Annotated in this window: 22 protein-coding genes, 1 tRNA gene and 3 pseudogenes; 15 read left to right on the top strand and 11 right to left on the bottom strand. The window is 42.9% G+C overall.

The window, feature by feature from the left end; genetic code table 11:
- On the top strand, window positions 1–141 hold the full coding sequence (locus tag K6984_RS20325) for a hypothetical protein (protein ID WP_221897166.1): 141 nt from the start codon (window positions 1–3) through the stop codon (window positions 139–141).
- 17 nt (window positions 142–158) lie between these two features.
- A complete protein-coding gene (locus tag K6984_RS20320) occupies window positions 159–1,250 on the top strand; it encodes a transposase (protein WP_221895641.1) in 1,092 nt (363 codons plus the stop codon).
- Window positions 1,251–1,430: 180 nt separating this feature from the next.
- On the opposite strand, the gene K6984_RS20315 is transcribed toward K6984_RS20320, so the two are convergent.
- The 3 genes and pseudogenes from K6984_RS20315 to K6984_RS36410 form a co-directional block, all read right to left on the bottom strand.
- Window positions 1,431–2,243: a ZIP family metal transporter gene (locus tag K6984_RS20315; protein ID WP_221897182.1), complete on the bottom strand. Its 813-nt coding sequence runs from the start codon at window positions 2,241–2,243 to the stop codon at window positions 1,431–1,433.
- Between the two features lie 71 nt (window positions 2,244–2,314).
- A complete protein-coding gene (locus K6984_RS20310) occupies window positions 2,315–3,604 on the bottom strand; it encodes an IS630 family transposase (RefSeq protein WP_221894715.1) in 1,290 nt (429 codons plus the stop codon).
- Between the two features lie 127 nt (window positions 3,605–3,731).
- Window positions 3,732–3,890: pseudogene (locus K6984_RS36410) on the bottom strand (addiction module toxin RelE); the annotation flags it as partial.
- An 18-nt stretch (window positions 3,891–3,908) separates the two neighbouring features.
- Here K6984_RS36410 and K6984_RS20305 point away from each other — a divergent pair.
- The 3 genes and pseudogenes from K6984_RS20305 to plsY form a co-directional block, all read left to right on the top strand.
- Window positions 3,909–4,142: pseudogene (locus tag K6984_RS20305) on the top strand (IS66 family transposase); the annotation flags it as partial.
- Window positions 4,143–4,422: 280 nt separating this feature from the next.
- A pseudogene (locus K6984_RS36950) lies at window positions 4,423–5,556 on the top strand (transposase).
- Window positions 5,557–5,867: 311 nt separating this feature from the next.
- A complete protein-coding gene (gene plsY / locus K6984_RS20295) occupies window positions 5,868–6,440 on the top strand; it encodes a glycerol-3-phosphate 1-O-acyltransferase PlsY (protein ID WP_221897165.1) in 573 nt (190 codons plus the stop codon).
- Between the two features lie 237 nt (window positions 6,441–6,677).
- On the opposite strand, the gene tsaD is transcribed toward plsY, so the two are convergent.
- Window positions 6,678–7,688, bottom strand: a complete 1,011-nt coding sequence (tsaD, locus tag K6984_RS20290) for a tRNA (adenosine(37)-N6)-threonylcarbamoyltransferase complex transferase subunit TsaD (protein ID WP_221897164.1) — start codon at window positions 7,686–7,688, stop codon at window positions 6,678–6,680.
- 110 nt (window positions 7,689–7,798) lie between these two features.
- Here tsaD and rpsU point away from each other — a divergent pair, with 110 nt between their 5' ends.
- The 10 genes from rpsU (at window position 7,799) to K6984_RS20240 (ending at window position 17,607) form a co-directional block, all read left to right on the top strand.
- Complete coding sequence (gene rpsU, locus K6984_RS20285; protein WP_087868295.1) at window positions 7,799–8,032, top strand: 30S ribosomal protein S21; 234 nt, start codon at window positions 7,799–7,801, stop codon at window positions 8,030–8,032.
- Between the two features lie 6 nt (window positions 8,033–8,038).
- Window positions 8,039–8,488 carry a GatB/YqeY domain-containing protein gene (locus tag K6984_RS20280; protein ID WP_221897163.1) on the top strand — a complete coding sequence of 150 codons (450 nt, stop codon included), beginning with the start codon at window positions 8,039–8,041 and terminating at the stop codon, window positions 8,486–8,488.
- An 11-nt stretch (window positions 8,489–8,499) separates the two neighbouring features.
- Window positions 8,500–10,221: a DNA primase gene (gene dnaG / locus K6984_RS20275; RefSeq protein WP_221897162.1), complete on the top strand. Its 1,722-nt coding sequence runs from the start codon at window positions 8,500–8,502 to the stop codon at window positions 10,219–10,221.
- 207 nt (window positions 10,222–10,428) lie between these two features.
- Window positions 10,429–12,243, top strand: coding sequence for an RNA polymerase sigma factor RpoD (rpoD, locus tag K6984_RS20270; protein WP_221897161.1), 1,815 nt, complete (start codon window positions 10,429–10,431; stop codon window positions 12,241–12,243).
- Between the two features lie 23 nt (window positions 12,244–12,266).
- A tRNA-Ile gene (locus K6984_RS20265) sits at window positions 12,267–12,343 on the top strand.
- Window positions 12,344–12,440: 97 nt separating this feature from the next.
- On the top strand, window positions 12,441–13,601 hold the full coding sequence (metK, locus tag K6984_RS20260) for a methionine adenosyltransferase (RefSeq protein WP_221897181.1): 1,161 nt from the start codon (window positions 12,441–12,443) through the stop codon (window positions 13,599–13,601).
- Between the two features lie 20 nt (window positions 13,602–13,621).
- A complete protein-coding gene (gene ahcY, locus K6984_RS20255) occupies window positions 13,622–14,914 on the top strand; it encodes an adenosylhomocysteinase (RefSeq protein WP_221897160.1) in 1,293 nt (430 codons plus the stop codon).
- 110 nt (window positions 14,915–15,024) lie between these two features.
- Window positions 15,025–15,870: a methylenetetrahydrofolate reductase [NAD(P)H] gene (gene metF / locus K6984_RS20250; RefSeq protein ID WP_221897159.1), complete on the top strand. Its 846-nt coding sequence runs from the start codon at window positions 15,025–15,027 to the stop codon at window positions 15,868–15,870.
- Window positions 15,871–15,989: 119 nt separating this feature from the next.
- The gene (locus K6984_RS20245) at window positions 15,990–16,733 is read left to right on the top strand and encodes a 16S rRNA (uracil(1498)-N(3))-methyltransferase (protein ID WP_221897158.1); all 744 of its coding nucleotides are present in this window, start codon (window positions 15,990–15,992) and stop codon (window positions 16,731–16,733) included.
- Complete coding sequence (locus tag K6984_RS20240) at window positions 16,723–17,607, top strand: CPBP family glutamic-type intramembrane protease (protein ID WP_221897157.1); 885 nt, start codon at window positions 16,723–16,725, stop codon at window positions 17,605–17,607. Before K6984_RS20245 ends, K6984_RS20240 begins: the two co-directional genes overlap by 11 nt.
- 145 nt (window positions 17,608–17,752) lie before the next feature.
- On the opposite strand, the gene K6984_RS31460 is transcribed toward K6984_RS20240, so the two are convergent.
- The 7 genes from K6984_RS31460 to K6984_RS20215 form a co-directional block, all read right to left on the bottom strand.
- A complete protein-coding gene (locus K6984_RS31460; protein WP_230988214.1) occupies window positions 17,753–18,127 on the bottom strand; it encodes a hypothetical protein in 375 nt (124 codons plus the stop codon).
- Window positions 18,108–19,160 (bottom strand): transposase, encoded by a 1,053-nt coding sequence (locus K6984_RS20235; protein WP_230988213.1) that lies wholly within the window; start codon window positions 19,158–19,160, stop codon window positions 18,108–18,110. The genes K6984_RS31460 and K6984_RS20235 overlap by 20 nt, the downstream gene beginning before the upstream one ends.
- A gap of 102 nt (window positions 19,161–19,262) precedes the next feature.
- Window positions 19,263–19,745 (bottom strand): YajQ family cyclic di-GMP-binding protein, encoded by a 483-nt coding sequence (locus K6984_RS20230; RefSeq protein WP_221897156.1) that lies wholly within the window; start codon window positions 19,743–19,745, stop codon window positions 19,263–19,265.
- A 24-nt stretch (window positions 19,746–19,769) separates the two neighbouring features.
- Window positions 19,770–20,999 (bottom strand): multifunctional CCA addition/repair protein, encoded by a 1,230-nt coding sequence (locus tag K6984_RS20225; RefSeq protein WP_221897155.1) that lies wholly within the window; start codon window positions 20,997–20,999, stop codon window positions 19,770–19,772.
- 81 nt (window positions 21,000–21,080) lie between these two features.
- Window positions 21,081–21,815, bottom strand: a complete 735-nt coding sequence (locus K6984_RS20220) for a slipin family protein (RefSeq protein WP_221897154.1) — start codon at window positions 21,813–21,815, stop codon at window positions 21,081–21,083.
- Window positions 21,816–22,162: 347 nt separating this feature from the next.
- Window positions 22,163–22,291, bottom strand: a complete 129-nt coding sequence (locus K6984_RS34315) for a hypothetical protein (protein WP_263458596.1) — start codon at window positions 22,289–22,291, stop codon at window positions 22,163–22,165.
- The gene (locus tag K6984_RS20215) at window positions 22,240–23,172 is read right to left on the bottom strand and encodes an NfeD family protein (RefSeq protein WP_221897153.1); all 933 of its coding nucleotides are present in this window, start codon (window positions 23,170–23,172) and stop codon (window positions 22,240–22,242) included. The genes K6984_RS34315 and K6984_RS20215 overlap by 52 nt, the downstream gene beginning before the upstream one ends.
- Between the last annotated feature and the right edge of the window lie 373 nt (window positions 23,173–23,545).

Below are 23,545 nucleotides of genomic sequence, written 5' to 3'. Positions count from 1 at the left end.
ATGGCCTTTTATTTTGTCTCCACCTTCGCTAACGCTCAGACTCCGACAAAACAACGGCCCTACGGCTATCGCGGACTAAAAATCATCACTTCGCTTAGGCTACGTTTCCCTGATTTTCAGCGTGTGAAAAAACCATTATAAATTGGCTGAAAACATTCATGCATAAAGGTGTCGGTTGGTTAATAGGGCAACACTATCAAGGACGTGGTCGGAAGTCAAAGTTAACTAAAGACCAGAAAAATAGATTGGTTGAGTTGATAAAGAAAGGCCCAGAAGACAATGGATTTCATTGTGGAATATGGAATACTGCGATGATTGCCGAGCTTATTTGGTTAAAATTTGAAGTTCGTTATAACTTGAACTATTTATCAAGCCTAATGAAAAAACTGGGCTTCAGTTATCAAAAAGCTCGTTTTGTGACTGATCGCCAAGAAGAAGAAAAGTACGAGCTTGAAAGAAAAACGTGGCTGGAAGAAACATTGCCTGCCATTATGGAAAAGGCGGTAGAAGAAAAGAGTGTCGTTTTATTCGGTGATGAGGTGTCATTTGCTATGTGGGGTTCATTGGCACGAACCTGGGCTCCAATAGGAGAGCAACCCACAGTGAAAACATCAGGGATTCGAAAAGGGTTGAAAATGTTTGGTACGATCGAACTCGAAGGAGGGAGTTTTCAATACCGAGAATCATTGGCTTATGAGATAAAACCAAAGTCACTTAGACTTTTAAAAGAAGCTGGGCTGCCTCAAGAATTTTTAGCTATTCTTAAAAGCTTAAAAAATGAGAAATATCCAACACAGAAGCTTTTTATGGAAGCGATATATTCTATTGCCGACAACGTCTTAATCGAGAGTTATAAGCCAATGATATTACAACACGCTGAAACATCTGGGCGTTTTAATGGTGAAAGCTATGTTGAGTTTTTAACACAATTGCTGGCTTATTATAAAGGCAAGATTATTCTAATTGAAGATGGTGCCCCGTATCATGGAAGCGGTGTTATTAAGGAATTTAAGTTAGCTAATGTAGATCGTTTGACAGTAGAACGTCTCCCTGCGTTCTCGCCGGATTTTAATCCGATTGAGAAATTATGGAAAAATACGAAACGCGATTCGACTCATATGAAGTATTTTAAAACTTTTGAAGATCTTCATGATTCAGTTGTGCAAACTTTTAACACTTATATGCATGATGCCAGTAAAGTGATTTGTGTTATGCAAAAATTGCGGGAAGATTTCGTTGTTACCGCCTAAGTTTAAGCGCTCCAAATTTGGAAATTATTTATCTGAGAAACTATATATCCATTATGGAGTTAAAGCTTAACTTTGATTTACTATAAGTCCTTATTATTCATTTGCTTGATTCCTCACTGGTAGCGGTATTGAACTCTGTCCCCCTTGAATCTTAACTGATGTTTTTAGGTTCAATATTCCTCAGAGATGAATATCGTGGGCAACACCATGCAACAACATAATCAATCCTACGCCAGAGAGAATTAAAGTAATTTGTTGGAGGGAAGACTTAATGTCGGTTTTTTTATGCAGGGTTGGAATCAGGTCGGCGACTGCAATATATATGAAGCTTGAAGATGCCAGTGCAAGAAAATAAGGTAGGCTATCCTGCAAACCATCCAGGCTGTAATAGGCTAAAACACCTCCGATGATGGTAGTTAAGCTAGCCAGAATATTGTAAAGTAGGGCTTTAGCTTTAGAGTATCCGCTATGTAATAAAATAGCAAAATCACCGACTTCCTGCGGTATCTCATGAGCAGCTACCGCTAGACTGGTAACAATGCCCAATTGTACATCGGTTAAAAATGCAGCAGCAATCAGCACTCCGTCAACAAAGTTATGGATGCCATCACCGATAATAATCATCGTGCCGGCTGACTTGTGTGAGCTATGCGCATGTCCATGATCGTGTTCATCAAACTCTCCATGTACTTCACAGTTGCCTGAATGGCAATGTCGCCAAATGAGTAGTTTTTCCAGAATAAAAAACATTAACAAACCCAGCATAATAAAGCCTGATAAGGACTGTATCTGCTCAGCACCGACTTCTTCAAAGGCATGAGGGATCAAGCCCCAAAAGGCAACAGCTAGCAAGGCACCGGTGGCAAAGCTCACGCCGTGGGGTAATACTTTAGCGCGCATATTATCAGATAATAATAAAAATACAGAGGCTGCCAAGACGCTTAAGACACCACCTAAGGCAGTAAAAATAATAATTAAAAATAGTAAGTTCATGTTTTTAGGATTAAAGAAATCTAGTATATAGTTTCTCAGATAAATAATTTCCAAATTTGGAGCGCTTAAACTTAGGCGGTAACAACGAAATCTTCCCGCAATTTTTGCATAACACAAATCACTTTACTGGCATCATGCATATAAGTGTTAAAAGTTTGCACAACTGAATCATGAAGATCTTCAAAAGTTTTAAAATACTTCATATGAGTCGAATCGCGTTTCGTATTTTTCCATAATTTCTCAATCGGATTAAAATCCGGCGAGAACGCAGGGAGACGTTCTACTGTCAAACGATCTACATTAGCTAACTTAAATTCCTTAATAACACCGCTTCCATGATACGGGGCACCATCTTCAATTAGAATAATCTTGCCTTTATAATAAGCCAGCAATTGTGTTAAAAACTCAACATAGCTTTCACCATTAAAACGCCCAGATGTTTCAGCGTGTTGTAATATCATTGGCTTATAACTCTCGATTAAGACGTTGTCGGCAATAGAATATATCGCTTCCATAAAAAGCTTCTGTGTTGGATATTTCTCATTTTTTAAGCTTTTAAGAATAGCTAAAAATTCTTGAGGCAGCCCAGCTTCTTTTAAAAGTCTAAGTGACTTTGGTTTTATCTCATAAGCCAATGATTCTCGGTATTGAAAACTCCCTCCTTCGAGTTCGATCGTACCAAACATTTTCAACCCTTTTCGAATCCCTGATGTTTTCACTGTGGGTTGCTCTCCTATTGGAGCCCAGGTTCGTGCCAATGAACCCCACATAGCAAATGACACCTCATCACCGAATAAAACGACACTCTTTTCTTCTACCGCCTTTTCCATAATGGCAGGCAATGTTTCTTCCAGCCACGTTTTTCTTTCAAGCTCGTACTTTTCTTCTTCTTGGCGATCAGTCACAAAACGAGCTTTTTGATAACTGAAGCCCAGTTTTTTCATTAGGCTTGATAAATAGTTCAAGTTATAACGAACTTCAAATTTTAACCAAATAAGCTCGGCAATCATCGCAGTATTCCATATTCCACAATGAAATCCATTGTCTTCTGGGCCTTTCTTTATCAACTCAACCAATTTATTTTTCTGGTCTTTAGTTAACTTTGACTTCCGACCACGTCCTTGATAGTGTTGCCCTATTAACCAACCGACACCTTTATGCATGAATGTTTTCAGCCAATTTATAATGGTTTTTTCACAGACTCCCATTAGGCGTGCTATTTCTTTGATTCCCATGCATTCACTGAACCAGAGTAGAGCTTGAGTTAATCGATATAAACAAATATTACTTAGCTTGAGAGCTGTCGCCATATTTTTTTTTAGTCGGTCTACAATTGACTTTGAAAAAGTGAGGGATACCATTTTTGACTGTTTCCGTTAGTGTTGGGACGAAAATTATAAGCCAGTTTCCCCTCTGTCGTTTTTGTTTGTTCGGAAATTAACTTTCTGAAAGTCTATAGCTCAGGGGGTGGTCGGCTTATGAAGGAATTCAAACCTTCCTACGATATGAATTTTTCATATTTTTTACTGCTCTGCTGACTGTCATATAGTGAACTTTAAAATTTAAGCCTACTTCAATCATAGTATAAGCCCCAGATAGATAGGCTCTTGCCATTGCTTCATTCCTTTCTGTATATCTATTTTGATAATTATTGCGACAGAACCTGTGTTACGCTTCATGACACAGGCCTGCGTACCGTTTACCAATAATGCCGCAGAAAATTCGATTCGGATGACCAAGGTTCATCAGAAAATATCGGGCTGTTTTCGTAGTACCAAGGGCGCCGAGATATTTTGTCGTGTCCGAGGGTATTTATCAACGTGCCGTAAACAAGGTCTAAGTGCAACTCAGGCAATGACGCTGGTTTTTGAAGGAAAGTTGCCTGAGTTTGCTTTATAGTTTCATTGAACTACTCAGTTTCGCTGAGTAGTTACGATTTTTGTTGGTATTCAAGGCGTAGTAATAATTGTACTGAAGTTTCCTAGTTTTTAAAGTATAAGAATATCAGCTAATGCTTATTTTTCTGGAATATTAGATATTGCTAATATTAATAGCGTTCCGTTGACTAAAAGCCTTGAATTCTTTTTAAAAACAACAGGTTAATCGTGAATTAGGCCTAGTTTTACTGTATAATGAAAGTTTCTAACACATTGATTATACAAACAAACCGGCCTCATTCATGTTCATTTTACGCGATACTTTACTTCCGCTTCAAGATCATTTTTCCAAAACCACTTTAGGCCGCGAACGAGCCTCTCTGTTTGTTTACACGATCCTGTTTATTATCGTTCCCTTTACGTCGTCGATGACATCTAATCTTTGGCGTTGCCTTGATACGTTGTTTGGGTTTGAGATCAAGAATAAGCGCTTTTACACTTTCATGGCTTCTTCAACTTTGCCGTGGGCTGGGCTGTGGAAAACTATCTGGGAGCTGATTCCGTCTCCTGAAACAGATGGGCGCATATTGGTTGCACTGGATGACTCCATTATCACTAAAGTGGGCAAAAATATCTTCGGCTGTGAAGCCATTTTTGACCACGCGGCCAAATCGAATCAAAGCAAATATCCATGGGCACAAAACATTGTATCGGTAGGGTTGATGAAATAGGTCAAAGGTCGCTGGGCGTGCTTATTTTTAGATTTCCGATTTTATCTCCCCTTAAAAACAATTCAGGCAAAAAAAGAAACCGCCACGATAAGAGGTGATGTCGTTCCTTTCCAGACCAAGAGGGGGCGGAATAAAAAGTACGGGCAGCGTCTGGGGTCAGCCACAGACATGGCAAAAACAGTACAACAAAAGGCCCGATCGTATACCGTGAATCTCTATGGAAAACAGCGTGAAGTCAGGGCTTATAGTCGCGTTGTCATGCTGAAAACATTGAAACGACCCGTTCAGGTTGTCTGGGGGTTTCGTCGCACACAGTGGATTGCTTTGTTTACGACCGATCTAAGTTTATCCGTCACACAGATTATTGAGTATTATGGTGCGCGGTGGAAAATCGAATCCGGGTTCAAAGCGCTCAAGCAAGACATAGGGAGTCAGAAAAGTCAGTGTCGAAATGCGCAGGCAGTGACCAGCCATTTGAACTTCTGTATGATGGCAACAACGCTGACGTGGATTTACGCGGATCGTTTAAAAACCGATCCGGAACGTCGGCAGAAAGTGGAGGGGCGAGCCAGTTTCGCCTTTTCAGATATCCGCCGCATCATTGCCGAAGCGGCTTTGGATCCGGATTTTGAGAGGGTTTGCCCCAAATACAGCAGCTCCCCTGTAAATTCGGTGGTAGCCGTTTTATTGCGAATGGTTGCTTGATGAATTTCTAAGAAACTTCAGCTAGAGATAATTGTCGTAGGGAAATAGCCCTGTTATATAGTGTAGTGAACTGATGATTTTACTGAAGTTTCCCAATAATTATTTATGGTAAAATTGAAACTATGCTACAACTATATGAAAAAAACAGTCTTTTCATTCGTTTCAAATGCTATTGCCTAAGGGGAATTAAGTAGGGGTTTGCTATAAACATGGCAAAACCTCCTAAAATAAACCTCGATACACCAGCATTGTGTATTTCAGCTACTCAATAATTGGGAAACTTCAGATGATTTTAAAAATAGGATAGAAAAATGATTGAATGGCTTTTAGTTCCTGCTGCGTATTTATTAGGCTCTATATCCAGTGCGATTATCGTATGCCAGGTTTTGGGCTTGCCTGACCCGCGTGCGGAAGGCTCTGGAAATCCTGGGGCAACTAATGTCATGCGCTTAGGCGGCAAAAAAGCGGCAGCCATTACCTTGTTAGGCGATATGCTTAAGGGTCTAATCCCGGTTTTATGCGCACAGATTTTGGGTGTAGGCTCAGTTATTTTATCCGCAGTGGTCCTGGCTGCTTTTTTGGGACATTTATATCCGGTTTTTTTTGGTTTTGCTGGTGGTAAAGGGGTTGCGACTTCTTTTGGTGTGCTGTTGGGTGCAAACTGGATGGTTGGTCTTGCCGTGTTTTTTACCTGGATCACGGTTTATAAGCTATTTAAGATTTCGTCATTATCTGCTTTAGTTGCTGCAGTTCTGGCGCCTCTGTATGTGTATTTAATTATGGGTATGCAAGCATTGGTATATGTTGCAGCATTAATAGCTATTATTTTAATCTGGCGACATAAAACTAATATTCAGCGTCTATTGGCAGGTGAGGAGAGTTAGTGCTTGCCAGGTATCCTCGCTATGAAAGTCTTAGGTAGTCTAACGAAAAACAACGACCAACCTTACTTGCCTTTTTGCTCCTGAGCAAACGATCTCAATCGTTACGTAGAATGACTATGCTCCTCTTGAGATAGTTTGGCCAGAATCAAAAATTCTTCGCAATCTTGGTAGCTTTATTCCGTCAAGCTGCCTTAAAGGTGTTGTTTCATTACGCTGGGGTCTTGTCCGGAAAGCCAGTTAGGCATAGAGCTCATCAATTGGCCAGCGTGGCCGGGCGCTAATACTTAAAGATTCTTGTTGTCCGGCAAGTAAGTGCTGACAGCCAGCATAAGCAATCATGGCGCCATTATCAGTGCAGAATTCAGCTCTGGGGAAAAATATTTCAGCTCCTTCTTTGTCAGTCATTGTGGTTAACGTCTGTCTAATTCGGGTATTGGCGCTAACACCTCCCGCGACCACGAGGCGCTTTAGTCCAGTTTGTTTTAGCGCACGTTTGCATTTAATAGCCAGTGTTTCAGCTGTTGCTTGTTGAAAGGCATACGCAACATCAGCTTTGTCTTGCGGTGTCTTTTCGGTTTGATTTAGCGTATTCATGGTATAGGTTTTTAGTCCGCTAAAGCTGAAATCCAGTCCGGGGCGATCGGTCATCGGGCGGGGGAATTTAAATCGGGCTGCCTGGCCTTGCTCGGCAAGCTTTGCGAGTAGTGGACCACCAGGATAGGCAAGGCCGAGCATTTTGGCAGCCTTATCAAAGGCTTCGCCTGCTGCGTCATCAAGCGACTCGCCTAGCAGTTGATAGTGGCCAATATCTTTGACTTCCACCAGCAGCGTATGTCCGCCTGAGACCAGCAGGGCAACAAAGGGGAATTCTGGTGGTTGCGCTTCTAGCATAGGCGCAAGCAAATGGCCTTCCATGTGATGTACACCTATCGCCGGGATGCCCAGTGACCAGGCGAGACTCTTGGCGGTCGCTGCTCCGACCAGCAGCGCACCGATTAACCCAGGACCTGCGGTGTAGGCAACGCCATGAATGGCGGATTTAGTTAGCTGGCTACGTTGCAGACATTCGTCGATCAGTGGGATCAATTTAAGAATATGATCGCGTGATGCAAGTTCTGGGACTATGCCGCCATATTCATTATGCATCGCTATCTGACTATATAAGCTGTGCTGTATCAGGCCTTTATCACTATGGTATAGTGCTACGCCGGTTTCATCGCAAGAGGTTTCAATCCCTAAAATATACATTGATTTTTGATTTTAAAAAAATTACTGCTATAATTGACGGTTCGCTAGTTGACATGTGTAAGCGTCCATTAGCCCAATGACTTAAGAATTTTAGCAAACTGGAATAATTTATGCCCGCAATTAAAGTTAAAGAAAACGAACCATTTGATATCGCGCTACGTCGTTTTAAGCGTTCTTGTGAAAAAGCAGGCGTTCTGTCTGAAGTGCGTCGTCGTGAGTTTTATGAAAAACCAACCGCAGAGCGCAAACGTAAAGCTGCAGCAGCGGTAAAGCGTCACCTTAAAAAATTGTCGCGCGAGCGTTATGCGTTGAAAAACCTACGTCGCGGCCGTCCACAGCTGTAAACGCAGATGACGACTATGCAGGATCGTCTTAAAGACGAAATGAAGCAAGCGATGAGAAGCCGGGAGAAAGTTCGCCTGGCCACTATCCGTTTGATGCAGGCGGCGATCAAACAAAAGCAAGTGGATGAGCGTATTGTTTTAGACGACCCGCAAGTGATTGCGGTGCTCGATAAAATGCTTAAGCAGCGCCGCGAGTCAATCAGACAATATCGCGATGCAGGCAGGGAAGAGCTAGCTGAGGTGGAAGAAACAGAAATACTAATTATACAGGAGTTCTTGCCGCAGGCTTTGAGCGAAGCAGAAATTGGCGATATGATTAAGTCAGCTATAGCAGAGAGCTCTGCCAGCTCTATTAAGGATATGGGCAAGGTTATGGGGATTTTAAAACCAGCAATGCAGGGTCGTGCGGATATGGCTATGGTCAGCGTTAAAATAAAGGCGATGCTTGCAACATAGCGCTTAGCTAAATGGCAGGCAGAATTCCTCGATCTTTTATAGATGACCTTTTGGTCAGGACTGATATTGTTGACCTGATTGATAGTTATGTGCCGCTGAAAAAATCGGGTAGCAGTTATGTTGCTCGTTGTCCTTTTCATACTGAAAAAACGCCTAGCTTTGCGGTAACCCGTAATAAGCAGCTTTATCATTGCTTTGGCTGTGGCGCAGGTGGTAATGCCATCAGTTTTTTGATGGATTACAGTCACCTTGATTTTGTTGAGGCTGTGGAAGATCTAGCTGATTTTGTCGGCGTGCAAGTGCCGAGAGAGTCGCATAGCACGCTGGTAAAGAAAAATAACCTCGGTGAAATTTATCTACTGCTTGAGCAGGTTGCAGGTTTTTATATGCAGCAATTACGTGAAAATGAGTCAGCTAAAGCGGCGGTAGACTACCTAAAGTCACGGGGTTTAAGTGGTGAGGTGGCACGTGAATTTCAGTTAGGCTTTGCGCCGGATAGCTGGGATGCCTTGATAAAGCAGTTTAAAGAACAGCTATTAGTTGATGCGGGGCTGGTGATACGCAAAGACGGTGGCGGTGTTTATGATCGTTTTCGCGGACGCGTAGTTTTCCCTATTCGTGATAGGCGGGGGCGTGTGATAGCTTTTGGTGGCAGGGTTCTGGGTGACTCCTTGCCGAAGTATCTTAACTCGCCCGAGACAGCCGTTTTTCATAAAGGTCGTGAAGTTTATGGTTTGTATGAGTTGCTGGCAAGAAACTCAAAGCCAGAGCGGATTATTGTGGTTGAAGGCTATATGGATGTGATCGCGCTAAGCCAGTTTGGTATTAGTTTTGCGGTGGCAACTCTGGGTACGGCAACATCAAAAGAACATCTGGAATTATTATTTCGCTTTAGCTCAGAAATTGTGTTTTGTTTTGATGGCGATAAAGCTGGGAGAGAAGCTAGCTGGCGTGCTGTTTTAGCTGCATTTCCCTGCCTGAGAGATGGTAGGCAGGTAAAAATAATGCAATTACCTTTGGGCAACGACCCTGATACGCTAATCAGAGAATCTGGGCTGGAGGATTTTGAGTGTGATGTGATTGAGGCGCAGGCCTTATCTGATTTCTTTTTTGAGCGTTTGGCGCGTGGCTTAAGCCTGGATGATATGGAAGGTCGGGCAAGTCTAGTGAACAAGGCCGAAGCGTATTTGCAAATTTTGCCTAATGGCGTGTTCCAAGAGTTGATGCTGGAAAAATTAAAAGCATTATCTAGGACAGATAAGCTAGATTTTTTTCAAAATCCTACTACACTTAAGCAAGCAAGTCATAAGCAAAAACAGGAAGATACAAATTTATCTCCGGTACGAATTGCTATTTCACTATTGCTGCAAAACCCCGGTTTAATTGAAGTCGTTGAGCAAAAAGAGATACATTGGCAGGCGCTGAATTTTCCTGGTATCGCTTTGCTAAAAAAAATAGTTGAAATAATCGAGCAGCACCCCGATATTAATTTGCCTAGGCTAATGGAGCTCTTTAGAGGGAAGGACGAAGAGAAGTATATACATATTATGATGAACCATGATTTTTTTATTTCAGGGGAAGAAATAAATGACGAGTTTTCAGGTGCAATCGATCGATTGATTGATCAGGGTAGAGAGCATCGCCTAGATGAGTTGATCGCAAAGGAGAGGGCAAGAGGATTGGCAGAGTATGAGCAAAAGGAGTTGTTAAACATGTTGGCTAGCCGTAAATAAGGAGCGCTCATTGAATAAGTTTGCTAATTAGCACAGGATTTATGTTCGTATTCAAGGCGTAGAAAAAGGCGCATAGCCAGCTACGCTACTGTTTTTACAGCGCAGAAGACGAGCATAAAGACGAGCAAGTTGTCGAAGTTATTTTGTGCACGCTCCTAAGTAATTTTCTATTATCATTAGCTTGATATAGCATTTTAAGAGTAAAAAATGAATCAAGAACAGCAACAGTCCCAACTTAAACAATTAATTGCCAAAGGAAAAGCACAAGGGTATTTAACTTATTCTGAGGTTAATGATCACTTGCCTAGTGAAATTGTTGATCCAGAGCAAATAGAAGACATTATCGGCATGATTAATGGCCTGGGCATTAAGGTGCATGAGTCTGCGCCAGACGATGAAGATTTATCCGAGGAAGTGGCCGCTGATGACGATGATGATGATGCAGAGGAGGTTGCAGCACTCGCATCTGTTGATAGTGAATTCGGACGTACGACTGATCCAGTGAGAATGTATATGCGCGAAATGGGCTCGGTTGGTCTATTAACCCGGCCTGAAGAGCTAAAAATTGCGCGCAGAATTGAAGAAGGTCAGCGCCAGATTATACGTGCTATATCGCGCTCCAGGTTTGTTGTTGAATCCTTGTTTGCTGATTTTGCAACAATAGGCGAAGAAAATGGCTTGCGCTTAACAGGTATATTAAGCGATTTTATCGACCTGAATGAGCCAGATTATGATGACTCAAGAGTCGCCCCAACGCCTGCCGATGCAAAAGCAGACGATAAAGAAGACGAAGTTCCTGAGCCTGCCGGTGCGACTTTAGAAGAAGCGCAGGAAAAAGTTGACGAAATTAAACTGGCCTATAAGCGAGTGGAAGCGTCATTGAAAAAGAATGGTTACCAGCATGAAAAAACCAATCAGGCATTTGATAAGCTAGCAGAGCGCTTTCTAGAAATCAAATGGTCTCCTCATTACTTTAAAAAACAGCTTGCAATGGTTGCGGGTATTACCAAAAATATTCGTGAGCAAGAAAGAAATATTCTGGATCTTTGCGTTAAGCAGGCAAAAATAAACCGTAAAGAGTTTATTGATAACTTTATTGGTAATGAAGCTAATTTAAAATGGCTTTCCCGTTTTGCCGAGAAGAATGAAGATATAGCGCGAGTATTAAAGGAAAAAGAAAAGGAAATTAAAAGAGTTGAGGCGCATTTTACTGCAATACAAAATAGCAACGGTATGGTCATTACCGAGCTTAAAGATATTAGTCGTCGGGTGTCAATAGGAGAGGCTAAGGCGCGACGTGCCAAAAAAGATATGATTGAAGCCAACTTAAGGCTGGTGATTTCAATTGCAAAAAAATATACCAATCGTGGTCTGCAGTTTCTGGATTTGATTCAGGAAGGCAATATTGGCTTAATGAAAGCAGTAGATAAATTTGAGTACCGCCGAGGTTATAAATTTTCCACCTATGCTACCTGGTGGATACGTCAGGCAATTACCCGCTCTATAGCGGATCAGGCTAGAACAATCCGTATTCCAGTGCATATGATAGAAACGATTAATAAGTTAAATCGTATCTCCAGGCAGATTATGCAGGAAAAAGGCCGCGAAGCAACGCCAGAAGAGTTAGCTGTGCAAATGGAAATGCCGGAAGATAAGGTACGTAAAGTGCTAAAAATCGCCAAAGAGCCAATTTCGATGGAAACGCCGATAGGTGACGATGAAGACTCGCATTTAGGGGATTTTATTGAAGATTCAAAGATGCTTTCACCAGTAGAGTCTGCTACAATACAGGGCTTGAAAGAATCGACACAAGGTGTTTTGGCAGGACTAACGGCGCGTGAGTCGAAAGTATTGTGTATGCGCTTTGGTATCAATATGAATACCGATCATACGCTGGAAGAAGTAGGCAAGCAGTTTGATGTAACGCGTGAGCGCATTAGACAGATTGAGGCAAAAGCACTGCGTAAGTTGCGCCATCCCTCGCGTTCAGATCAGCTTAGATGCTTTCTGGATGCAGAATAAGGCTCTTCCAGTTTAGTAGTTTAGGGCCCTTAGCTCAGTTGGTTAGAGCATCCGACTCATAATCGGCAGGTCCCCAGTTCGAGTCTGGGAGGGCCCACCATCCATAGAAAGGCTGCATTTGCGGCCTTTTTTTATACCTGAACTTATTGTGTGGAGTTCAGGATCGTATTTATCCCTTGTTAAAGAAGGACCATAAAATGAGCAATAACTATATTTTCACTTCCGAGTCGGTCTCGGAAGGCCATCCAGATAAAGTTGCAGATCAGATCTCTGATGCAATTTTAGATTCTCTGCTTGCCCAGGATCCAAAGTCCCGAGTGGCATGTGAAACTCTGGTTAAGACCGGGATGGTCATTATTGCCGGTGAAATAACCACCGATGCCTGGGTAGATACCGAAGAGGTAGTGCGCGGGGTGATTAAGGGAATTGGTTATAACAGTTCAGAGATTGGCTTTGATTATGAAAGCTGTGCGGTACTTAATGCAATCGGCAAGCAATCTGCTGATATTTCACAAGGTGTGGATGATAGTGAAGATCATGAACAAGGAGCGGGTGATCAGGGCTTGATGTTTGGTTATGCGAGTAATGAAACGGATGTGCTAATGCCAGCGCCCATTACTTATTCTCATTTACTAGTAAAGCGCCAGGCAGAAGTACGTAAAAATGGCACTTTGCCGTGGTTGCGCCCGGATGCAAAGAGCCAGATTACTTTCCGCTATGAAAATAACAAGCCAGTCGCTATTGATGCGGTGGTGTTGTCGACTCAGCACTCGCCTGATATGGGCGGTAAGCAGCTGGAAGAAGCGGTGATGGATGAAATTATTCTGCCCACTCTGCCGAAAGAATGGCTACATGCGGGTACAAAATATTTTATCAATCCTACAGGTCAGTTTATTATTGGCGGCCCTGTCGGCGACTGTGGCTTAACCGGACGCAAGATTATTGTGGATACCTATGGTGGTATGGCGCGACATGGCGGTGGCGCGTTTTCAGGTAAAGATCCATCAAAAGTTGATCGTTCAGCCGCGTACATGTGTCGTTATGTTGCTAAAAATTTAGTTGCCGCAGGACTGGCAGAGCGCTGTGAAATTCAGGTTTCATACGCGATCGGAGTGGCTGAGCCTACATCGATCAGCGTGGAAACTTTTGGCACGGGCACCATTAGCGAAGAGCGGTTGGTGAAAATCATTCGGGATGTGTTTGATTTAAGACCTAAAGGGCTGATCGCCATGCTGGATTTATTAAAACCTATTTATCAGGCGACTGCAGCGTATGGTCATTTTGGACGTACCGAAGCCACCTTTAGCTGGGAAAAAACAGATAAAGTTGATGCTTTAAAAAGCGCGGCTGGTCTTTAACAAAAAACTGGATATTACACATGAGTGAACAAGATTATAAAGTAGCAGATATGGCTTTGGCCGAATGGGGTCGTAAAGAAACATCTATTGCAGAAACTGAAATGCCGGGATTGATGGCACTGCGTGAAGAATTTGGCTCAGCACAGCCCCTAGCAGGAGCGCGCATTGCAGGTTGTTTGCATATGACTATTCAAACGGCGGTATTAATAGAAACTTTGACCGCTTTAGGCGCTGACGTGCGCTGGTCTTCTTGCAATATTTTCTCTACCCAGGATCACGCGGCAGCAGCAATGGCAGCGGCGGGTATTCCAGTATTTGCCTGGAAAGGTGAAACTGAGGAAGAGGCAGAGTGGTGTATAGAGCAAACCATTATCGGGCCTAATGGCTGGCGCCCAAATATGATTCTGGATGATGGCGGTGATTTAACCGTGATGATGCACGAGAAATTCCCGGAATTAATGGCTGATGTCAAAGGTCTGTCTGAAGAAACAACGACGGGTGTATTGCGTCTGTATGAAATGATGGAGAAAGGTGCGCTTAAAGTGCCTGCGTTTAATGTCAACGATTCGGTGACTAAGTCAAAATTTGATAACCTGTATGGTTGTCGTGAGTCATTGGTTGATGGTATCAAACGTGCGACAGACGTGATGATTGCCGGTAAGATAGCAGTTGTTTGTGGTTACGGGGACGTGGGTAAAGGTTGTGCACAATCATTACGTGGCTTAGGCGCGACAGTATGGATTACTGAAATTGATCCAATTTGTGCATTACAGGCTTCTATGGAAGGCTTCCGTGTGGTGACTATGGAAGAAGCTGCTCCCCAGGCAAATATCTTTGTTACTGCAACAGGTAATTACCATATTATCAATCATGGACATATGCTGGCGATGAAGAACAATGCCATTGTGTGTAATATAGGCCATTTTGATTCGGAAATTGAAATTGCTGCGTTACGTCAATATCAGTGGGATACTATCAAGCCGCAAGTAGATCATGTGACTTTTCCTGATGGTAAAAAAATCATTGTTCTGGCAGAAGGCCGTCTAGTGAATCTGGGTTGTGCTACCGGGCATCCAAGTTTCGTTATGTCCAACTCGTTCTGTAACCAGGTTCTCGCTCAGATGGAATTATGGGCAAACGCTGCTGACTATAATAATGAAGTGTATATCTTGCCGAAAAAGCTGGACGAAAAAGTAGCCCGCTCACACCTGGCTCAGCTAGGTGTGCAATTGACGCAATTAACAGCTGAACAAGCTGATTATATTAATGTGCCAGTTGATGGCCCTTATAAGCCCGATCATTACCGTTATTAATAGATGTAGAGCGGGCTTTAGTCCGCAATGCCCCGCCGCATGATTGATTATGATGTTTATAGCGGACTGAAGGCCGCTCTACAAAAAAACAGATTATTAAACGTATTATCATGACTAATAAAAATAAAGCTGATTTATTTAGTTTTGAATTTTATCCTCCTAAAACGGAACAGGGGGAGTTAAATTTAGAACAAGTTCACCGTGACCTGGCAAAATTGAATCCTGATTTTTTCTCGGTTACATTTGGTGCGGGTGGTTCAACACGAGATAAGACCTATGATACTGTAGTTAAAATCCAGAAAAATGGCGTATCGGCCGCTCCGCACTTATCCTGTGTTGCTTCTACAAAAAAAAATATTCGCGAGATTTTAGCTAATTATCGTGAGCATGGCGTGTCTAGAATTGTTGCTTTGCGCGGTGACCTGCCATCAGGCATGATGTCCGCAGGTGAGTTTAGTTTTGCCAATGAACTGGTGGAATTTATTCGCGCCGAAACGGGGGAACATTTTCAAATTCATGTGGCTGGCTACCCGGAAATTCACCCGCAAGCAAATAATGCCACTGAGGACTTTAATAATTTTAAGCGTAAAGTGGATGCCGGTGCTGATGCCGTGATTACTCAGTATTTTTATAATGCTGAAGCGTATTTTTATTTTATGGATAAATGTGAGAAAAGTGGTATCGATATCCCTATCGTGCCCGGAATAATGCCGATCACTAATTATGCGCAATTATTCCGCTTTTCAGATATGTGCGGTGCCGATATTCCTCGCTGGATGCGTAAAACACTGGAATGTTTTGGCGATGATAAAGCTTCGATTCTGGCTTTTGGTGAAGATATCGTCTCTAAATTATGTCAGGAATTGCTGGATAATGGCGTACCAGGACTACATTTTTATACCATGAACCAATCAAAGCCGACTTTGGCGGTCTGGAATAATTTGAATTTTGCATAAGAGATTCAGCTAGGCTGGGCTCTGGTTATACTAAAAAGGCAGGCAAGGCATTAGTGTTTTGCCTGCCTTTTTTATTGCAAGATTAAAAGCCCTACTCTTAATTCTAACAGGTAAAAGTCATGAGAATATCAAGGCTCTATGTTGCAATGCCTTTGAGATTGCACGAGAAAGTTGAACTGGATGAAGATAGTGCGCATTATATGCGGGCTGTTTTAAGGATGAAGAAAGGGCAGGCAATTAGTTTATTTAATGGTGAAGGTGGGGAGTTTCTGGGGCAGACTACCGAGGTGTCACGAAAAAGAATAGTAATTGAGTTGCACTCATACTTAGACCGTAGTGTTGAGTCTGATTTGCGAGTAATTATGGGCTTGGGTGTATCGCGCGGTGAGCGCATGGATTTTGCTATACAAAAGTCAGTAGAATTAGGAGTAACACAACTTACGCCTCTTATGACAGAACGCTGTGTGGTGCAGTTAAAAGCAGAAAAATCTCAGAATAAAGTGCGCCACTGGCAAAAAATTGCACAACATGCTGCAGAACAAAGTGGTCGTACCATCAGGCCTGATGTTGACAATGCTGAACACCTAGAATCATGGCTAAAGCAGCAAGCAGGGCTGAAGATTTTTTTAGACCCTTTTGCAACGCAAACTTTAAAACAATTGCAGCCTGAAGATAATCGAGTCACCTTATTAGCTGGGCCTGAGGGAGGCTTTTCTATACAGGAACGGGGACTGGCAAAGCAGGCGGGATTTATTCCCGTAAAATTAGGCCCTCGGGTGTTACGTACCGAGACTGCTGCGTTAGCCGCGTTAACAGCAGTACAGGTTTTATGGGGGGATTTAGGAGTCGTCGATGCTAAGTAAAATACTGATAAGCTTGATCCCATTGCTAATGTTGTTGCTCTTTTCTATCGTTGCCTGTTTTTTGGGTTACGGGATATTTATCCTGCTTGATGGCGCGGCAGAATTAAGCAAGATAATCAGTAGAGTAACCCAGATTCTGTTGGTTTTAAGTATTTACCCGATTATGCGCTGGCTAGATATTAGTGCAGCAGGCATAGGCTTTGTGCCCTTTAAAGCATTTATTAAGCAAATGGCAGGCGGCATGGTGTTGGGTTTGTTTACCTTGCTACCGGTGTTTTTACTGAGTTATACGCTGGGAATTACCGAGCTGGATGTGGGTAAAGTCTGGACTTTAGATAAGCTGCTAGTCAGTTTATTAGTAGCTTTTTTACTGGCTGTGTTAATTTCCTTATTAGAAGAGCCGATGTTTCGCGGAATTTTGATTTCTGCTTATGCAAAGCGCCTAGGCATAACAGCGACTATTTTTGTCAGTTCTTTTTACTATGCACTGCTACATTTTATTAAAACAAAAACCTCGATACCTGTTGAGCAGGCTGAGTTTTCAGATAGCTTCGTACTTTTACTGGAGGCATTTGAAAATTTACTAAACCCGGAACACTTAGGAGCTTTTTGGGCCTTGTTGATGGTAGGTATTTTCCTGGCGGTGATGCGCACGCATTTAAAACCCAGTCTGGCCTGGGTGATTGGCTGCCATGCTGCATGGGTATGGCAGATTAAAATGGCGCATAAAATCACAGACATAAACTGGGACTCGGATTTACTGTATTTAATCAGTCCTTATGATGGGGTAATAGGGCCGATGGTTGCGCTATGGTTGATGCTGGTTTTATGTGTTTATTTTGGCTATCAGCGGATTGTTAAACATAAGCTTTAGCCTACATGTTGCGGTATATATAGCTTAAAACAGACTGTCAAAGTATTCAGTAGATTCGACCCCCCCCCTTTTTTTTTCTTCAAAAGGGAGAGGCCAAAACTCGATGTTCAAGTTTTTCCATCCCATTGCCATCAAACTCTTACCTTCACCCAGCAGAACAATACTTTAATGATGGTGTTGGCTTTAAGCGCCCTAAATCTCTGCCAATCATATGTTTTCCTGATGGCATCAGTTGAAACACATCCTTTATTAATTCACCTAACTCTTTCAGCTTATCACCAGGATCTGGAAACTCTAGCAATGACGTGATGAACTCAAGCAGTACATCCATTTGAGACTTGCGCTGTAAGCTTCCTACGGTATACGCAGGTAGTTTGCTTTCAATGCGGGCTATTTGCTCTGGGTGAAGGAGAAGGCAATGGTCAAACAAAAGACTCAGAATCAGGCCACGGCTTGATCCCTCTTCATCTGATTGTTTGGCCTCACGCCCCCATCCTTCATTAAAGCTTCCAGTCCTCAAAGAAAACCTCAATCAGCCATCTCAACGTATAGGCTTGAATAATATCTTGTGTGCGCCAAGTCAGGTCTGTCGCCACTAAATAGCGATAGTCGTTTTCACCGTCATATTTTAAGGCAATGACAAAGCGTTTTTTACTGTGAGAACTCACCTTTAATCGTGCACTGCTGACAGTCACTTTAATCTCTTTTCCGCCACGTACACGTATTATCTGATCAATGCCTTTGTTAATCGAATTAAAGTAGCTCTCGACTGACCTTATTCTACCTCTATATTCAATATTTTGGTTTTTACGTAATTGGCTAATCACCTGCGAGCCTCCAGATTCTTTAGCGGCTTCGTCCATAAAGGCTTTTTCACCATACAGCGCATCAGCCAGTACGCCTTTAATTTTAATCAGGCTATGCGCAACTTTAAACTCTTTTAATAAGCCTAATGCAATCTCTGTTTTGGTCGGGTAGGCACTGTCACGTTCAGGCTTAATAGGCCGATCTTTTTTTGCTATACCGCTCTTTTTCAACCCTTTATCTTCTTTATCCCACTGCTTTAAGGCTGGATCCGGCATATAAAAGAAAAAACCGACAGGCACTGTAATGGATGAGGTAACTAGCAGCAATAATACTATCGTTTGTCCATTAACATACCCGCCGGAGCCTTTGTGTTTCTGCTTGTAAACCTTATAAATACGTTTTGTAGACTTAGATCGTGCTCGGTCTGATTCATCAAAGGCCAACACACCTTCAGTAATGCCATAACGTTTTAAAATTAAGACCACACTCACCCGTAGCAACCAGTCCCAGGGTATACTTGCTTTACGAAACACCCAGGATAATGCGGCTACTTTGCAATCTCCAAGGCTTGCTCGCTCAAACTTAGCCCAGCAAACAGAGTTCATTAGCAGTATGCACGTTAAACAAGTGCCCAACCAAGCGGCTTGAATCCGTGTCAAAGCGGCTCCGGGTTTTAGCTGATTGAGCGCATCATTTAAATCGTCAATATAGCTTTGGATAAAGGTGGCTGGGGCATTCATTAACATGGGCTTACACCGATAAAATTACAACAACCTCAGAATACCTGATTTTACCTTCTCAATATCAAAAACTTGAACATCGAGTAAAAGAGAAATACGAACGGGTTTTTAATCTCTAAAATTATTAAATTGTAAAGGCTGTTCTGAATCTTCAGCACGCAACATTAGCATGGTTTGCTGCAGATCATCGCGCTTTTTTCTGAACACGCGAATTTTCTCGCCTTCAATAGCCGCTTGAACCTTTAATTTCTTATCTTTAATCAGCTTGACAATTTTTTTCGCCAAAGGTTTATCGATTCCCTCTTTCAATTCTATCGGCTGTTGTGCTGTCTTTGCGGCTTCTTTCACTTCGCCAGTTTCCAGGCAAGCAATATCAATGCCGCGCTTGGTTAATTTGGAAAACAGAATAGGCAGCATTTGCTGTAGCTGGAAAGGTGATTCGGCTTTCATTAGTATCGAATTACCGTTAAGCTCAAATTCAGCATTTGATCCCTTAAAGTCAAAGCGTGCGCCTACTTCTTTATTAGCCTGAGCCAGGGCATTTTGAGCTTCGTGCATATCAAATTCTGAAACAATATCAAATGAGGGCATGTTCAATCCTGTTATGTAAAAGTGTTAAGTGAAATATTTTTTTATTTTACTAATTTCCTGGGTGCGTAATCTATGGATAGCCAGGCCAATTTCTTTGCCTTGAATACTTTCATCGGTAATAGCTGAACTGTCTATGCGCTTCGCTGCTTTTTGCGCCGCTCGAAGGTAATCAGCCTGGGGGTAGGGCTTGTCTTCCAGTCCTAAGCGACCTCTGGCGTCTGCTTCGCAGGCGAATAAGAAATTATCGAGTTGATTTTCCGCTTTATAGGCGCCGATACTGGCAAACATGTCACATACTGTGCCTGGTCGCAGCTCAAAAGCCCGGTGGCAATGGGTATGATATTGCATCACTTGTAAGGCCAGTTTTTGATAATTATTAGGCACGCGCAGGCGCTGACATAGAGTTTTTAATGTATTGATACCAAGGGTTTCATGTCCGTGATGGCTGGGCCACTTTTCAGCCGGTGTCAGTGCTTTACCCAAATCGTGCATCAAAGCTGCAAAGCGCACCGTGGGGTTAGTGCTTAATAAGGCGGCTTGTTCCAACACCATTAATATATGTACACCGGTATCAATTTCAGGATGATGTTGCGCAGGCTGGGGAATACCGAATAGTACGTCTAGCTCAGGAAAAATTCGTGCTAAGGCGCCACAATCATCGCGTAATGCCTGAAAGTAAGCGGCAGGAGACTGTTCGCCCAGAGCCTTGGCTGTTTCTGCCCAGACACGTTCTGGTACCAGGTGGTCAATTTCGCCCTGGACAACCATTTCCTGCATCAGTTCCCGGGTTTCGGGTGCGATGCTGAAGCCCAGGTGTTGATAGCGGGCGCAAAATCTTGCGATACGTAAAACCCGCACAGGGTCTTCACAAAAAGCAGGTGAGATATGGCGAAACACTTTGTTTTTAAGGTCTTCTTGACCACCGTAGGGGTCGAATATGTCGCCATTGTCCATAATGGCCATGGCGTTAATGGTCAGGTCTCTGCGGATAAGGTCGTCTTCCAGATTGACGTCAGGTGTGGCATGCACTGCAAAACCTTTGTAACCGTGGCTGGTTTTCCTTTCTATGCGTGCCAGCGCATACTCATCTTTAGTTTCAGGATGTAGAAATACGGGAAAGTCCTTACCAACCTCGGTAAAGCCACGCGCAATCATGGCCGCTGGTGTCTCGCCAATCACCACCCAGTCTCGCTCGCGAACCGGAAGTTTTAGCAGTGTGTCGCGGACTGCACCGCCGACTAAATAGGCTTTCATTATGTAAAGAATATTTTATTGAATACAAGCAATATGATAAATGATTCGCAGGCTATTGGAAAATACTTCTGGCGACGACTATTATCGGCCTAGGTTTTTCAATAACTCGACTGGAAAGACAATGGTGGAAGATTTATCTCCTGCAATTTCAGTCAGGGTCTGTAAATATCTTAGCTGAATGGCTTCTGGCTGTTGCGAGAGTGTCTTTGCCGCTTGCAATAATTTTTCAGAGGCCTGCATTTCCCCTTCGGGATGAATCACTTTAGCACGCCGGGTACGCTCGGCTTCTGCCTGCTTGGCAATGGCTCGAATCATGCTTTCATCCAGATCAACATGCTTGATCTCTACATTCGATACCTTGATTCCCCAGGCATCAGTTTGTTTATCCAGGCTGGTTTGAATATCAATATTTAAGCGATCGCGTTCGGCCAGCATTTCATCCAGTTCATGTTGCCCCAGCACCGAACGCAAAGTTGTTTGTGCTAACTGGCTGGTCGCATCATAAAAATTTTCCACTTGTATAATCGCCTTGTCTGGTTCCAGTACACGAAAATACACTACTGCATTAACCTTTACAGAAACATTATCTCGGGAAATTACATCCTGGGTGGGCACATCCATTACGATAGTACGTAAATCAACTAGCTCCATTTGCTGAATCAATGGGATAACAATTATAAAGCCGGGGCCTTTAACCTTATAAAACCGGCCCAGCATAAAAATAACACCGCGCTCATACTCGCGAAGAATTCTGAACGCACTAATCAGCAATAATAATAAAGTACCAATAAAAATATAACTAAAATTAAAGATCATCTCTCACCCTCTTAATTTAATTGGTATAACCTGTAATAGCAAACCTTCCATTGCTGTCACTCTTACTTTTTCATCCTTCGCTGAAAATCATGGAAACGTAGCTTAGCGAAGTGGTGATTTTTAGTCCCTGATAGGCGACAGGGCAATTCGCTGATTCGACGTGTGCTAGCAGCACGCGAGAGGAGCAAGAATTGCATTCGCTGAAAATCAGGGAAACGGAGCCTAAGCGAAGTGATGATTTTTAGTCCGCGATAGCCGTAGGGCCGTTATTTTGTCGGAGTCTGAGCGTTAGCGAAGGTGGAGACAAAATAAAAGGCCATCCGACACGGCGTCAAGTCATTTGGAGCCTATGTTCCGACCCCTTGTTGGGTCGGGACGAGGTGACGAGGACGAATCGGGGCCGCCGGAGGCATAAGTGGTCGCGTTAAGTTTTTGCTGCTTGCTTGGGCTGGGATGCCCAAAACAAGCTTTCGCAAAAATAGCGACTCCCCGACGGGCTGTGTCTTGACTTTAATAACAAACTTATAGCGATAATAAAAAATGCAGCACTACTTAAAGCAAAGCCAGCCACCAGACCTGAATTTATGCCAAAGCCAGGAACATGGGTGTCTATCAAGATCACCGACCCAATCACAAAAGAGACGATCCCACCCAGGCCCAATATACCGAAACTAGGCGCAAAGGCTTCTGCGGTCATCAGCGCAATCCCTAGAACAATCAAGCCCATGCCTGCATAATTAACCGGCAATAACTGTAATGCGTATAAAGCCAGCAACAAGCAAATTGCAACAACAGTTCCTGGGATAATGCTGCCTGGATTACTGAATTCCAGTACCAGTCCGTACATGCCTACCATTAGCAAAATATAGGCAATACTAGGGTTGGTAATAACCGCCAGGAACTCACTGCGCCAATCGGGCTGTATATTTTGAATCTCAAGTGAGGCAGTGCTGAATATCAGTTCTTTACCCGCGACATTAAGCTTCCGCCCCTGAAGCTGGCTGAATAAATCCTCGACATCACGAGCAACAATGTCAATCACGTTTAGTTCTAATGCTTCTGCCGCAGAAAGACTGGCCGCAGCACGAACAGCTTGTTCGGCCCAGTGCTCGTTTCTGTCATGTATTTTTGCTAATCCACGAATATAGGCTGCAGCATCATTCACCACTTTATGAGCCATAGGGTTGCTTAATGGTACAGGCGCTGTCTCATTATCAGCATCTTCTTCAATTTCCAGTTGTAGAATAATTGATGTTGCGCGCGAGGAATGCTCTGTCTCTTCTTCAGCATAAACCGCTGCTGTATTGAATAACAGCATAATTAGTAGCACAAGGCGAATATTTTGCAGTAAGCACATATTACTAAACCCAGCTTAAAATGGTGATATTAGTGTACTCTTGATCAAAATATGCGGCAACAAGTTAAGTCTTTGTTGGTCACAGCTTAATCTGTCGCTTTTTTATGACTGATAAAGCTTGTGTGCTCTAGTTATCTCCAATATCCATATAAATATCAGGTATGCTAATAAATCAAAAAGGCATCATTTTCCAGCTCTTTATTGACATCTCGGCAACGCGTAATTAACCCATCTTCGTCACTATTGATGATGTAGTTGTTATAAATCAATTGGTTGAAATTTTAAAAAGTAGCCAGTTGGACTACAGATTTTGTGTTTTTGTATAAAACGTTGGATTTTTTAGAGTATTTTTGTCGCATGTAAATTACACTCA

Origin of the sequence: Bathymodiolus japonicus methanotrophic gill symbiont (assembly GCF_019721995.1) — a bacterium.
Classification (GTDB): Bacteria; Pseudomonadota; Gammaproteobacteria; order Methylococcales; family Methylomonadaceae; genus Methyloprofundus.
The sequence above is the reverse complement of the archived record's forward strand: the minus strand, read 5'-3'. Positions and strand labels throughout refer to the sequence as shown.